This window comes from Mucilaginibacter sp. OAE612 (genome assembly GCF_041806395.1).
Classification (GTDB): Bacteria; Bacteroidota; Bacteroidia; order Sphingobacteriales; family Sphingobacteriaceae; genus Mucilaginibacter; species Mucilaginibacter rubeus.
Window position 1 is genome coordinate 311,415 of the sequence record NZ_JBGMUW010000001.1, and the last position, 13,645, is coordinate 325,059.

Consider the following 13,645-nt stretch of genomic DNA (forward strand, 5'->3'; position numbering starts at 1 on the left):
CAGCAATAAAAGTTTTGTGTACTACTACATCTGTTTCACAACGTAAAATATTTTAACATTGTGTGTTAAAAACACAATTAATTCGTACTTTCATCAGCACAAGCCAGTTGTCCTAAATATCGCTTTTATGAACAAGAAATTCCTGCTGCTCTTCGTGATGCAAATACTTTTTATTGCATCTGCTTTCGCGCAATATCCTAAAATGGATAAACTGCTTTACGGCGTAGCTTATTATGATGAGTACATGCCTTATGAAAGACTGGATAAGGACGTGCAAATGATGAAAGCCTGCGGCATTAACGTGGTACGCATTGCCGAATCGACCTGGAGTACGGAAGAGCCACAGGATGGCGTTTTCGATTTTACTCATATCGACAGGGTTTTAAATGCTATGCAAAAAGCAGGGATCCATGTTATTATAGGTACGCCAACCTATGCTGTGCCTACCTGGATGGTAAAAAAGCATCCCGAGATCTTAGCTATTACCCCATCGGGCCAAAACCAGTACGGGCCACGGCAAAACATGGATATCACCAATAAAGATTACCGTTTTTATGCCGAGCGTGTTATCCGCAAGATCATGGAACACGTTAAGGACAATAAGGCGGTAATAGGATACCAGGTGGATAACGAAACCAAATCATACGGCACGGCCGGGCCAAACGTGCAGGCGTTGTTTGTTAACTACATGAAGGCTAAGTATAAAACACTTGATAACATCAACCATATTTTCGGGCTCGATTACTGGAGCAACCGCATCAATAACTGGGACGATTTTCCGTCGATGGTTAATACCATTAATGGCAGCCTTTCATCGGAGTTTGCCAAATTTCAGCGGCAGCTGGTTACTGATTATTTAGCATGGCAGGCCGCCATAGTGCGCGAATACAAACGTCCCGATCAGTTCATCACCCAAAACTTCGACCTGGAATGGCACGGCTATTCGTTCGGCATTCAGCCCGATGTTGATCATTTTGCAGCAGCCAAAGCTTTGGATATTGCAGGCATTGATATTTACCACCCCAGCCAGGATAAGCTTACCGGTGTGGAGATCTCTTTTGGGGGCGATGTGGCCCGATCAATGAAAGGCGGCAAAAACTACCTTACTATCGAAACCGAAGCTCAGGGCTTTCCGCAATGGGTACCTTATCCCGGTCAGTTGAGGTTGCAGGCTTTTAGTCATTTAGCATCGGGGGCAAATATGGTGAGCTACTGGCCATGGCACTCCATCCATAACTCGGCCGAAACGTACTGGAAAGGCTTGTTAAGCCATGATTTTGAGCCCAACCCGGTTTATGACGAAGCCAAAACCATCGGCAAAGATTTCGACAGGCTAAGCAGCAAGCTCATTAACCTGAAAAAGAAAAACGACGTAGCCATCCTATTCAGTAACGAAGCCCTTACCGGCTTTAAAGCTTTTGGCTTTGGCTGGGGTGTGCGTACCGGCTATAATGATGTATTGCGCCAGTTTTACGATGGACTGTACCATATGAACGTAGGCTGTGATTTTGTTGACCCAACAAGTAAAAATATTGAAGATTATAAACTGCTGATAGTTCCCCTGCTATACGCGGCACCGGATAGTTTGTTAAAGCGCTTAAACACGTATGTTAAAAACGGCGGGCACATCATTTATACCTTCAAAAGCGGTTTCGCCGATGAAAATGTGAAAGTACGTACCACCCATCAGCCGGGAATTATTGAAGAAGCCTGCGGAATTTACTACAGCCAGTTCACCGAACCCAGCAATGTGTCATTAAAAGCCGATGACTGGAACCTGAAACCCGAAGATAAAAAGCTGAACACCTGGATGGAGCTCATTACTCCTACTACCGCTAAAGTATTAGCTTATTATGATCACCCGGTTTGGGGCAAATACGCGGCCATTACCGAAAACACTTACGGCAAGGGCCTGGCAACATATATAGGCAGCTTAACCAACAGCGCCGTTACCGACAAATTATTGGCCGATGCCGTTAAAAAAGTTGGCCTCTGGGGTACCGATCAGCAGATAGCCTGGCCGGTTATCACCAAACAAGGTGTAAACCAGGGCGGCAAAACGGTTCATTATTATTTTAATTATTCAGCTAATGAAACCAGTTTGACTTATCCTTATAATAATGGCAAAGAGTTGTTATCAGGCGATAATATCAGCAAAAACAGCGATTTAAAACTGGAGCCGTGGGCAGTTAAGATCATTGAGGTTAATTAATTATCATTGTCTAAAATGACAACATCTACGAAAAAATTATTTAATAGCGGTTTGCTTTATATTGCGCTATCTTTTTTACACCTTTAGCCTCCTAAAAATCGTGTAATAAAAAGACAGCTTATCACAAAGTCTGCATGCTAAAATTAAGATATATTGACGCCTTAAGGGGCTGGGCTATTTTAGGAGTTATAATGGTACACAGCTGGCAGGCAGGCTCGGCCAGTTACATTCCACCCCAGCTCAATAACATTTTGGTGCGTGGGAGCGCCGGTGTTCAGCTATTCTTTTTTATTAGTGCGTTTACTCTTTTTCTTTCCGCAAATGCCAAGTATGGAACAGAGCAACATTTTACGGGTAATTTTTTTATCCGTCGCTTTTTCAGAATCGCGCCGATGTACTATCTCGCCATCATTTATTTTTTATGGCAGGATGGTTTTGGCCCCCGCCATTCGTTAGGTGATGCTCCTGGTATAACAGTTGAAAATATTATTGGCAACGTACTTTTTTTACACGGCTTCAATCCCACCTGGCTCAACAGCACTGTGCCGGGCGGCTGGTCGGTTGCTGTTGAAATGCTTTTTTATCTCTTTGTTCCCTTTTTATTTCATAAAATAAAAAACACACAGCAAGCCGCAGTATTTTTTATTTTATCACTTATTTTTCGTTTTATTCTTGATAATATTTTGCACCGCCATCCATTGATGCACAACGAAATTTTATGGAGTAATTACCTCTTCTTTTACTTTCCCTCACAATTACCGGCATTTGCACTGGGTATAATCTTTTATTTTATCATCAAGGATAATTATCAAATAAAAATTAAGCCATCTGTCATATTACTCGCTGCACTGATTCTGATGCTGCGAAATGCTCAAATAGACATTATTCCCGATTATCTATTATGCACAATAGCATTTTTATTGCTGGCCCTTGCCCTAAGCAAATTTGAATTTAAAATAATTGTTAACCAGGTCACAAGGTATATAGGTAAAATAAGTTTCAGCATATACTTAATCAATTTCGCTGTGATAGATTGGCTAAAGCATTTCCAACTGCTCAATTATTTTACTGTTCAAAGCCGAACCGAAGCTATAGCAAATTATACTACAAGGTTTTTATTAGTCTTGGTGGTTTGCATATTCATTGCTTCATTTCTATATTATTTTATTGAGTTGCCCGCTCAAAAAATCGGCTACCGAATCATAAAAAAGCGTGAGAGCAAACAATTGCTATAATCGTTAACGCGTATGCTTAGTTATTTGCTTGCTTCTTTCTCCGCAATATGATCAGCATGATCAAGCCAATGAGGCTAAATAGTCCCAAAATCCAGTAACCGCTTATCTGCGATGGGTTTACCGCTTTCTGATCGGTACTTTGCTTTACGCCGGCATCGCCGCTGGGTACGCTGGCTTTGTCACTGTCCTGCAATGTGCCCGTTCCGGTGCCTGATACGGTAGCTGTGCCCGGAGCACCCTGGCTCGACCCGTTCCCGGCGCCCGCCCCATTAGCCTTGGTAGTTGATGATGAAGTATCTTTAGATGATTGCGCCAGCAAGGGCGCGGTAGCGCCCAATGTTAATCCCAGTAACATGATGGCCAGTTTTATTTTAAATGCTTTCATGGTGTTTAGTTTTGATGCAGGTTGATTAAAACAATAGCTGTGCCAGTGATGGATTAATGTTAATAAATACAATGTTGAAATAAATGATAAACAAACGGTTGAGAGCTGGCGGGAAAAAGAAATCTCCTACGCCATGCTTAATTCGCTTTGCAAAGCCCATAAAACACACAATACCCTCAGGGGTACGTTCGTGGCAAAACGTGTTATTTGGTTTTATAAACCGGCAGCATTACCCTGATCTCGGTGCCTTCCCCCTCTTTAGAAACAATGCCGATATTCCCTTTATGCAGCCTTACAATGTTCAGCGCCAGCGGAAGCCCTACGCCGTGCCCCTCGTATTTCCCGGTGTTTGATGCACGGAAAAATGGTTCGAAAATATGCTGCACATCGCTTTCGGGGATACCAATGCCCTGGTCCTTTACGCTAAAAATAATACTGTTGTTTTCGGCATATACTTTAAGCACTACCGGTTTGTTCTCCGAGTATTTACAGGCATTAAGCCCTATGTTACTTATAGCCAGTTTAAGCAGGTTAATATTGCCCTCTGTCACTAAGCTATCCACATCATCGGGCAGTGATGAAAAATCAATACTAAGATTATTTGTTGGGTTAATATGATCAACAGCCTCTTTAACCATAAACGCCATTTCATCGGCACGGATCTGTTCCCAGTTTTGCTTTTTGCCATCGAAGCCACTTTGTGCCAGCCCCAGCAGGCTGGTAATAATATCTTGCAGACTTTGGGTGCCGGTTAATATCTCCTGCAGGTTTTTATGCAGATCGGCTCCCGGCGTGTCTATATTTTTGAGTGAAAGTTCAGCCTCGCCTTTAATGATGGCGAGTGGCGTACGCAGCTCATGCGAGGCATTGCTGATAAAGTTGTTCTGGGTTTCAAAGGCTGTTTCCAGCCTGTCGAGCATGTTGTTGAAAGTTTGGGTAAGCTCGGCTATTTCGTCTTTCCCGTTGTAATCCTCCAAACGCAAATGCAGGTTGCTGGCGGTAATGGTATTTACCTTTTTTATGATGCTGCGTACCGGTTTAAAGGTATGGTATGAAAACCGGCGACCGATAATATACACGATCAATATCGAAATCAGGAAACTGATTATCAGCACCTGCTCAAGATCATTCAGCTCACTAAGGCCCGATGGATTGGTTGCCGAAACCACAATGATAGCATCCCCCTCGGGAAAGTGGAAGATATTGCCGGCGTAAAATACATTGTCGGCTTTAAACCTCGATTTACCGTTGGCGATGATGTTATTAATTAGTTGGCGCGGAACGCCTTTAACTGTTTTGCCTTTTGTGTAAATATCAGGTTTAATGATGTATTGCTTTTCGGCTATGAGGCGTTCCAGATAGCGCTGGCGTATTTCCCGGTACATGCCGAGGCTGTCGCGATCATTGAGGTGATGGATCTGGGAGGAGATGTTTACACGGGTCTCAAGCCGTTTATAAAAATCATCGAAGGTAAACTGGTGCACAAAATAAAAGATAGCACTGCTGAATATCAATATTACCGATACTGTTAGCACCAGGAACAACAGCGCTACTTTTTTCTGGATGCTCATGCCGCGTTGTTTTTTAAAATATAGCCCATGCCAATAACTGTGTGGATGAGCTTGGGCTCAAAATCTTTATCCACCTTTTTGCGCAGGTAGTTAATGTATACATCAACCACGTTGGTGCCCATATTGAAATCAATGTTCCAAACGTGCTCCAATATCTCAATGCGACTGAGCATGTGGTTTTTAATTTTTAGCCAGAAACTCCAGCAGGCGATATTCCGTAGCTGTCAGGTCAATGGTTTTATCACCGCGTTTAACTGATTTTTCGTCGCCGTTAATTACGAGGTCGGCAATTTGTATCACGTTTGGCGGCTGTACAAGATTGGTATTGCGGCGGGCCAGGGTGCGGATGCGGGCGTTAAGCTCGGCCAGGCTAAAGGGTTTAACCATGTAATCATCGGCACCGCTGTCGAGGCCTACAACTACGTTTTCGGTAGTACCGAGTGCGGTAAGCATTAATATGGCTGCGTTTTGGTTGGCCTGCCGCAAGCGGCGGCAAACCTCAATGCCGTTAATGCCGGGCAACATGATATCCAGTATAATGAGTTGAAAATCCATCTTCATGGCCATGTCCAGTCCGGTTGTACCATCAAGGGCAACACTTATCTCGTGACCTTCGGTAGTAAGGTCGCGCTGGATAATGGATACCAGTTTAGCTTCATCTTCAATCAACAGGATCTTCATCGTTGGCAAATATATATTACGCTTAGTATAAACAATAAATAACCATGATGTTTTGGTTAAACTCCACAGGAATATCATTAAATTAAGCGATATTAAATTGTAAGCCCGGTTATGCCTAATCCTTTCAGACCCATCAGTAATTTAATCTGTTTTATGCTTGTTTTAGTCGTGTTTGCCTGCAATCATGCGACTAAGAAACCTGATAAAAAAACTGTAAAAAAAATGCAGAAAGTAAAGCTGAAAGAATATAAAGAGGTCAATTATACCGAGTCGCAACTAATCGCTTTTTTAGATAGTGTTGGCAGGTTGCCGGTACAGCCGCTTGCTGATACGGCTGCTTTTTATGCTGATTCTATTTTTAAAACCTTTACCGAACCGATGCACAGAGAATTGTCTGCTGCCGATTTTTCGTTATTAAAAAGTTGCATTCATGTTGGAATGATAAAAGCTCAAGACGCAAAAAATATATTCGGAGAACTAAAAATTGATTCTGCTTGTACAGCTAAAGGTCTATTGGATTCTGTTAAAAAAGGAAACGTTTATTTAGAGTACTTCTCCTTTGATACTAATAAAAATAGATTTGACGAATTTGGGATATTAATAGGTGATGCAGGGCACTGCCCCGGTTCTAAATTGTATTTCTTTAAGGGTAAAAAAATTATTGCAAAGCAAAGCGGATATAGTAGATATACTGATAATGTAGAACATTTTAAAGATGCAGATGGTGGGAGTATCGTTTACCGTCGATTTGAATTTGCTGAAGGATCCGGTATATGGTGGCGTAATTATTTCTTTTATAAGTATGATGGGGATAATTTAATACCGATATTAAATTATCCCGAAACTTGTAACGCCGAAGCTTTTTGGCGCTTCTATGTTTCGAAATTCGAGGCAAAGATCCAAAAAACTAATCCGTTGACAATGAAAGTGGTTTTCCGGCGACAGTTTTATAATGATGATAACGATGTGTATTTTAATTATGGCCCAGTATTTATAAATGATTCGATCAGTATCAGATATGATTGGGATAATAATTCGAAAGCCTTAAGCGCGCGATACCAACAAACTAAACTTAACAAAGCCCAAATACTATCATACTACCTTACTGATAACGACTATCTTTTCATTAATTCACATTATAAATTGTTAAAGACTGTATTAGCGGATAAAAAACAAAGGCCGTGGTTATTGGATTATTTAAACAAAGTCAAAAATTATTATAATCACTAAAACTGGTCGAAGTTTAGCGACAGCGCAACTTCGACCAGCTATTTACCAAAACAAAAAATGCCCGCTCAACGGCCGGCATTTGCAAATATTAAGGGTCAACTTATTTCTTTCCTGTTACCCCAAATTTCTTTTCAAAGCCGCTCAGCTGTGCACTGAACTTATTAAACAATTGCGGCTGCTTGTATTGCTTGCTAAACTCAACCAAGCCTCCTAAAATCTGCATGGAATATTGCAGGTCACGGTTTTCGAGGTTGGTTTCACCTTTTTGGAATAGTGCGTAGCTGTAATCAAGCTGATTGCTTACATAGTCATCAACCAGGTTAGCCAGTTTGTTGCCCAACGGGATATCGTTTAAACGGTATGCGTTTTCTATCATGTAATATTTGCGTACGGCTATCTCTAACGAGTTAATGGTGGTTGGCATTACCTCGTCATACTTCTTAAGCACTTTACGGGCCGAATCCGGCTTGCCTGCTTTTGCCAAATCATCGGCCAGGGTTGAGTACAGCCTGGTGATAAGCGGGTAAAACATGGTCATTGATTCGTGATCAAGATAGCTGGCGTTTTTCATGTTGCCCCATTTGTATTTGGTCATCATGTTTTCGTACATCTTACCGGTGTTGCTGGCTTCAAGTGGTCCGACAGCTGTATCCGGTTTTAATGGCAGTAAACGGTAAGCGAAGCCCTCGTTGTACATGTATTTGTCCAAACCGATCATATTACTGTTAGGTACGGTAACCGAAAAATAAATCGGTCGCTTCCAGTTGTTATGGCTCAGGATATCCATCATCGCCAGTACATCCTTGGTAACGTAACGACCGTTAAATGTCCAGTCCATTTCAGGCGCTATTTTATCTTTATCGGCTGCTGGTACGGAGCCTGTTTTAACAACCTCATCAGCGTTAACCGTTAGTTTGAATTTATTGGTTGGCAGGTAATTGGCAACATCGCCATTGTTATACTCAACCATAGCTTCTTTTTTATCAGAGGTAATGAAATCGAAAACATCTTTCAGCTCGGTAGCCCCCGCAATTTTCTGATCGCTAAAATAGATCACATCACGTACGCCCGGTTTAAATTTATCATTCGGCATACTGATCGGCAATGGTTCCGATTCGTTCATCTTGTTTTTCATGCCACGGATGTACCAGTCGGTACCCAGCAGGCTCAGGTTTACGATACGCACATCGGGTCGTACATTTTCAACCTCCTGTATGTACCAGAGCGGGTAGGTATCATTATCGCCATAAGTAAACAAAATGGCATTTGGTGCGCATGAATTAAGATAGTTATAAGCCATATCATGCGGGGTAAGCTTGGTTGAGCGGTCATGATCGTCCCATTCCTGGTTGGCCATTAATAAAGGAGCGGCCAGTAAACAAACCACTGTAGAGATAATGGCGCTAATCTTTGCATTCAGCTTTTTGCTTAACACATCGGCAATGCCTATCACGCCCAAACCTATCCATATGGCAAAGGCATAAAAGGAGCCTGCATAAGCATAATCACGCTCACGGGGCTGGAGCGGATCCTGGTTAAGGTAAAGCACGATGGCCAAACCGGTGCAAACAAACAGGATAGCAACAACCCCGGCTTCGCGCTGGTTGCGCGCAAAATGAAATACAGCACCAAACAAGCCAATGATAAGCGGTAAAAAGAACAGGCGGTTATAGCTTTTGCTTTGGGTAACCGAATAGGGCAGGGGTTTACTGAAATTCCATCCGCTTATCCATTCGCCATCGGCGCCTGAATTTAAGCTTTGACCATCGAGGTCATTGGCGCGGCCTGCAAAGTTCCACAGGAAATAGCGGGTATACATTTGGTTGATCTGCCATTTGGCAAAAAAACTGATGTTTGAGCCAAAGGTTGGGTGTTCGCTTTCACCGAGACCCGTCCACTCACGGTAAAACTCCGGGTGACCAGGCTTATCGCTAAACATGCGCGGGAATATGGTATTACGGTCATAAACGGTATTCAATTTTTTACCGGCAACCTCGTATTTGGTTGCCCCGCGGCGGTAAATATTAGCGCCTTCGGTTTGAGCCGTAGCTTCCGAATCAAAAAACTGCCCGTATAATAACGGGGTATCGCCGTATTGGTCGCGGTTAAGGTAGCTGTTTAGGGCGAAGGCATTTTCAGGGTCGCTGTTGTTGAGGTTAGGATTAGCTTTTGCACGTACCACAATCATTACAAATGAGCTGTAGCCAAACAGGATAAAAAGCAGGCAGATCAAAAAGCTGTTAAGCGCGAAGCGTTTTTCGCGGATCTTTACTACATACTCTAACAAGGCTAAAACTACTCCGCTTACTATAAGACCTATAATACCACCGCTTATGCCTAATATCAGTACAAAGCATACGGCCGCTAAAATAATGGCAGGTTTAACAGGATTTATAGTATAGTAAATGCCTGCAACAATGGTAATAATGAGCAGTACAAAAAACACTACTGCCCCGCTGCCAAAACCCATACCCAGGGTGTTTACAAAAAGCAGGTCGGAAAAAGCCGCGCCTTTTACGGTGTATTGTATCACTCCCCAAAGTACAAAGGCCAGGGCCACCACGCTTGCCAAAAAGGTAAGCAACGTTCCCTTTGTAGTAACATTTTTTACCCTGCGGAAATAGATCACCAAACCGATAGCCGGGATCACCAGTAAGTTTAATAAGTGAATACCGATGGAAAGGCCCATTACATAGGCGATAAAAACTATCCATCTGTCGGCATGAGGCTCATCGGCGTGAGCGTCCCACTTTAATATCGCCCAAAATACTACCGCGGTACAAAGTGATGATTGTGCGTAAACTTCCGATTCAACGGCCGAAAACCAAAAGGTATCCGACCAGGCGTAGGCTAAAGCACCAACAAGGCCCGAACCAATGATGAGGATCAGGTTGGTTGAATTCAGTTGCTCTTCTGTTTTAATCAAAAGCTTTTTGGCGAGGGCCGTAATGGTCCAGAACAGGAACATGATGGTGGCTCCGCTGGCCAATGCCGATGCCATATTGGCCCAATAAGCAACTTTGGTATTATCGCCCATAGATAACAGGGTAAATACCTTGCCAATGATGGTAAATAAAGGCGCGCCCGGCTGGTGGGCCACCTGCAGGCGATAAATACAGGCTATAAATTCGCCGCAATCCCAAAAGCTTGATGATGGCTCAAGAGTTAAAATGTAGGTTACTGTGGCAATAATAAAGGCTACCCAGCCAAATATATTGTTGAGTTTTTTATAATTCATGATTGAACACTATGTAAAAAAACAGGATTAATGCAGCCGAAAATAATAAAACTATTGGGATGTTGCCATCAAAAACGGGCTTTTGAGGCGTATTTGTATTTTATTTTGCTGTGTTTGAGTTAATAATGACTTTTTTTAAAATTCTATTTTGAGAATCAAATATTCGCGCTATATTTGCATTCCTTTTCGGGGAGTAAAACAAACCAAAGGAGATTGCCTGATAGTATAATGGTAGTACGACGGTTTTTGGTACCGTTTGTCTAGGTTCGAATCCTGGTCGGGCAACAATAAAATTCGGATTTCGGATTTTCAATTTCGGATTTATTCTGATTGGAAAACTTGAAATCCGAATTGTGTTTTATAACGGTTGTATTTGTAAAAGATCAACGGTGAAGGACAGGTAAGATCCGAAATCGAACATCCCAAATTCAAAATCAAAATGCCCTTACAATTTAACCCGGTTAAATTATTTTCAGGATCAGGTTCGCAGGAACTTGCGCATCTTATAGCTGATGCTTATGGTCGTGAGTTAGGCGAAGTTGTGATATCGCGTTTTAGCGATGGCGAATACCAGCCGCATTTTAATGAATCTGTAAGGGGATGCGATGTTTTCCTGATCCAGTCTACCCACCAGCCTACCGATAATTTAATGGAGTTACTCATGATGATTGATGCCGCCCGCCGCGCTTCAGCACATTATGTAAACGCCGTTATACCTTACTTTGGTTTGGCCCGTCAGGACAGGAAAGATAAGCCCCGTGTTGCCATTGGTGCAAAACTGGTAGCCAACCTGTTAGTTGCAGCCGGTATTAACCGCATCATGACCATGGATTTGCACGCAGCGCAGATCCAGGGATTTTTTGATGTTCCGGTTGATCACCTGGATGCCTCTATCATTTTTGTACCTTATATTAAAAGCCTTGGTTTAGGTCACCTTACTATCGCATCGCCTGATATGGGCGGTTCATACAGGGCCCGCAGCTTTGCCAAGTTCTTTAATGCCGAAGTGGTAATTTGCGACAAACGCCGTAAACGTGCTAACGAAATTGAAGCCATGACGCTGATAGGTGATGTTACTGATCAGGACATTGTACTGATTGACGACATTTGTGATACCGCAGGTACGTTAGCAAAAGCAGCCGGACTGATCATGGAACGTGGCGCACGCAGCGTACGCGCGGTTTGTACACACCCGGTATTATCAGGTAAAGCTTATGAAACTATCGAAAACTCGGCATTAACCGAACTGATAGTTACAGATACGATCCCGCTTAAACACAGCAGCCCTAAAATAAGGGTGCTTTCAACCGCCGAACTGTTTGCTAAAGCGATAAGCAACGTAAACGAACACGGTTCGATTAGTACCTTGTTTAAGGTGGATTAAGAAGTTCATAGATCATGGTTGATGGTTCATAGTAATCATCTGCCTTGAGAGTGAGAACATAAATATAAAAATAGCGACTTGGGAATAGACCATGAACAATGATCTATGAACCATGAACTAAAAAGAGCTTGTGGGAGATAGAGCCATGAACAATGATCTATCAACCATGAACTAAATAATAAACAAATAAATAAAAATGAAATCAATTGCTATTAGCGGTTCTCCAAGAGAGAACGTAGGGAAAAGAGACGCGAAAGAGCTGCGTTACAATGGCCTGGTGCCTGCAGTGCTTTACGGTGGTGCTACCCAGACCCACTTTTCTGTGTCCGCAGCTGATTTGAGGGCCGTAGTTTACACTCCGGTTGTTCATTTCATCGATCTTGAAATTGCCGGTGTTAAATCACAAGCTATCATCCAGGACATTCAGTTCCACCCACTAACTGAAAAAATCACTCACGTTGACTTTTTATTGTTAGATGAGAAAAAACCTATCGCCATCGAAATCCCGGTAAAATTAACCGGCACTTCTCCAGGTGTTAAAGTAGGTGGTAAACTGGTTCAAAAATTAAGGAAACTGCGTATTAAAGGGCTTCCTAAAGATCATCTTGATGCTATTGAAGTAAGCATCGAATCTCTTGAAGTTGGTAAATCAGTAAAAGTATCTGATATTAAATTAGAAAACCTAACTATCACCAACGCTAAAGAAGATACCATTGTTTCTGTAACTACCTCACGTGCTTTACGTCAGGCAGAACAAGAAGCAGCTCAAGGTAAAAAATAAGCCCCCTAACCCCCTGAAGGGGGAACAAGAGGTGAAATTAAAAACAGCGGTAGAGTAATTTCTATCGCTGTTTTTGTTTGAGCAATAAATAATATCTTCGCATAAAAATTTAATTAATTACTCGGAGCATTTCTGAAAGATAACCATCACGTCATTGCGAGGTACGAAGCAATCCCCGATTAGGAGGTCCGCCCTGTACAGTTTGCGATTGCTTCGTACCTCGCAATGACGATTGTATTGTTGGTTTGGATAGCTTCATAATTCCCCCTTTAGGGGGCCAGGGGGCATGAAATATTTAATTGTAGGTTTAGGAAATATTGGTCCGGAGTATGCAGATACACGGCATAATATAGGTTTTATGGTGTTGGATGAACTGGCCAGGCAAGAGGGAGCGAGGTTTCAAAACTCACGCTTAGCTTATTATACCGAGGTATCGTTCAAAAGCCGTACGCTTTGCCTCATTAAACCTACTACCTATATGAACCTGAGCGGAAAAGCCCTGAGCTACTGGATGAAAGACCTGAAAATTCCGGTGGGGAATGTTTTAGTTATCGTGGATGACCTTGCCCTGCCGCTGGGTACCTTACGCTTAAAACCCAAAGGCAGTGCCGCCGGGCATAACGGCCTTAAAAATATTGAAGAGGTGCTTGGCAACAATAACTACGCCCGTTTGCGCTTTGGCATTGGTGATAATTACCCCAAAGGCCGCCAGGTTGATTTTGTGCTGAGCCCGTTTGATAAAGACGAACAGCCCGAACTGCCTGCATTGATCGATCGTTCGATAGAGATGGTGAAGAGTTTTGCAACTATTGGAACCGAACTTACCATGACTCGTTATAATAAGTAACAACGTCGTTACAAACTAATATTTTAGTTAAAATTTCGTTCAAATCGTAATTCGTGTTGTAACGCACGGGTATGTACTTAC

11 protein-coding genes and 1 tRNA gene are annotated in these 13,645 nt (G+C 42.6%); 7 read left to right on the forward strand and 5 right to left on the reverse strand.

Going from position 1 to position 13,645, the window contains the following annotated elements; genetic code table 11:
- Positions 1-127 precede the first annotated feature (127 nt).
- Both ABID99_RS01335 and ABID99_RS01340 read left to right on the forward strand, forming a co-directional pair.
- Complete coding sequence (locus tag ABID99_RS01335) at positions 128-2,212, forward strand: beta-galactosidase (protein WP_373612621.1); 2,085 nt, start codon at positions 128-130, stop codon at positions 2,210-2,212.
- 134 nt (positions 2,213-2,346) lie between these two features.
- Positions 2,347-3,447: an acyltransferase family protein gene (locus ABID99_RS01340; protein ID WP_373612622.1), complete on the forward strand. Its 1,101-nt coding sequence runs from the start codon at positions 2,347-2,349 to the stop codon at positions 3,445-3,447.
- A gap of 16 nt (positions 3,448-3,463) precedes the next feature.
- Here the strand turns inward: ABID99_RS01340 and ABID99_RS01345 are convergent, their stop codons facing one another.
- The 4 genes from ABID99_RS01345 to ABID99_RS01360 form a co-directional block, all read right to left on the reverse strand.
- Positions 3,464-3,832, reverse strand: coding sequence for a hypothetical protein (locus ABID99_RS01345; RefSeq protein WP_373612623.1), 369 nt, complete (start codon positions 3,830-3,832; stop codon positions 3,464-3,466).
- A gap of 203 nt (positions 3,833-4,035) precedes the next feature.
- The gene (locus ABID99_RS01350; RefSeq protein WP_373612624.1) at positions 4,036-5,403 is read right to left on the reverse strand and encodes an ATP-binding protein; all 1,368 of its coding nucleotides are present in this window, start codon (positions 5,401-5,403) and stop codon (positions 4,036-4,038) included.
- Positions 5,400-5,576, reverse strand: a complete 177-nt coding sequence (locus ABID99_RS01355; protein WP_373612625.1) for a winged helix-turn-helix domain-containing protein — start codon at positions 5,574-5,576, stop codon at positions 5,400-5,402. The genes ABID99_RS01350 and ABID99_RS01355 overlap by 4 nt, the downstream gene beginning before the upstream one ends.
- A 7-nt stretch (positions 5,577-5,583) precedes the next feature.
- On the reverse strand, positions 5,584-6,084 hold the full coding sequence (locus ABID99_RS01360) for a response regulator transcription factor (protein WP_373612626.1): 501 nt from the start codon (positions 6,082-6,084) through the stop codon (positions 5,584-5,586).
- Between the two features lie 153 nt (positions 6,085-6,237).
- Between ABID99_RS01360 and ABID99_RS01365 the strand changes: the two genes are divergently transcribed.
- Complete coding sequence (locus ABID99_RS01365; protein WP_373612627.1) at positions 6,238-7,314, forward strand: hypothetical protein; 1,077 nt, start codon at positions 6,238-6,240, stop codon at positions 7,312-7,314.
- 100 nt (positions 7,315-7,414) lie between these two features.
- On the opposite strand, the gene ABID99_RS01370 is transcribed toward ABID99_RS01365, so the two are convergent.
- Complete coding sequence (locus tag ABID99_RS01370) at positions 7,415-10,552, reverse strand: DUF2723 domain-containing protein (protein ID WP_373612628.1); 3,138 nt, start codon at positions 10,550-10,552, stop codon at positions 7,415-7,417.
- A 214-nt stretch (positions 10,553-10,766) separates the two neighbouring features.
- Here ABID99_RS01370 and ABID99_RS01375 point away from each other — a divergent pair.
- From ABID99_RS01375 to pth, 4 genes are all read left to right on the forward strand, one after another.
- Positions 10,767-10,837 (forward strand) — tRNA-Gln (locus tag ABID99_RS01375).
- A 154-nt stretch (positions 10,838-10,991) separates the two neighbouring features.
- Positions 10,992-11,936: a ribose-phosphate pyrophosphokinase gene (locus ABID99_RS01380; RefSeq protein ID WP_090529157.1), complete on the forward strand. Its 945-nt coding sequence runs from the start codon at positions 10,992-10,994 to the stop codon at positions 11,934-11,936.
- 196 nt (positions 11,937-12,132) lie between these two features.
- Positions 12,133-12,717: a 50S ribosomal protein L25/general stress protein Ctc gene (locus tag ABID99_RS01385; protein WP_176627940.1), complete on the forward strand. Its 585-nt coding sequence runs from the start codon at positions 12,133-12,135 to the stop codon at positions 12,715-12,717.
- A 286-nt stretch (positions 12,718-13,003) separates the two neighbouring features.
- Positions 13,004-13,564 (forward strand): aminoacyl-tRNA hydrolase, encoded by a 561-nt coding sequence (gene pth / locus ABID99_RS01390; RefSeq protein WP_090529151.1) that lies wholly within the window; start codon positions 13,004-13,006, stop codon positions 13,562-13,564.
- The last annotated feature ends 81 nt before the right edge of the window (positions 13,565-13,645 follow it).

Bases quoted from the DNA above. Each gene is read 5' to 3' on its own strand.
- ABID99_RS01360 (WP_373612626.1), bottom strand. From the start codon at position 6,084: ATGAAGATCCTGTTGATTGAAGATGAAGCTAAACTGGTATCCATTATC.
- ABID99_RS01335 (WP_373612621.1), top strand. From the start codon at position 128: ATGAACAAGAAATTCCTGCTGCTCTTCGTGATGCAAATACTTTTTATT.
- ABID99_RS01350 (WP_373612624.1), bottom strand. From the start codon at position 5,403: ATGAGCATCCAGAAAAAAGTAGCGCTGTTGTTCCTGGTGCTAACAGTA.
- ABID99_RS01380 (WP_090529157.1), top strand. From the start codon at position 10,992: ATGCCCTTACAATTTAACCCGGTTAAATTATTTTCAGGATCAGGTTCG.
- ABID99_RS01365 (WP_373612627.1), top strand. From the start codon at position 6,238: ATGCTTGTTTTAGTCGTGTTTGCCTGCAATCATGCGACTAAGAAACCT.
- ABID99_RS01370 (WP_373612628.1), bottom strand. From the start codon at position 10,552: ATGAATTATAAAAAACTCAACAATATATTTGGCTGGGTAGCCTTTATT.
- ABID99_RS01385 (WP_176627940.1), top strand. From the start codon at position 12,133: ATGAAATCAATTGCTATTAGCGGTTCTCCAAGAGAGAACGTAGGGAAA.
- ABID99_RS01355 (WP_373612625.1), bottom strand. From the start codon at position 5,576: ATGCTCAGTCGCATTGAGATATTGGAGCACGTTTGGAACATTGATTTC.
- pth (WP_090529151.1), top strand. From the start codon at position 13,004: ATGAAATATTTAATTGTAGGTTTAGGAAATATTGGTCCGGAGTATGCA.
- ABID99_RS01340 (WP_373612622.1), top strand. From the start codon at position 2,347: ATGCTAAAATTAAGATATATTGACGCCTTAAGGGGCTGGGCTATTTTA.
- ABID99_RS01345 (WP_373612623.1), bottom strand. From the start codon at position 3,832: ATGAAAGCATTTAAAATAAAACTGGCCATCATGTTACTGGGATTAACA.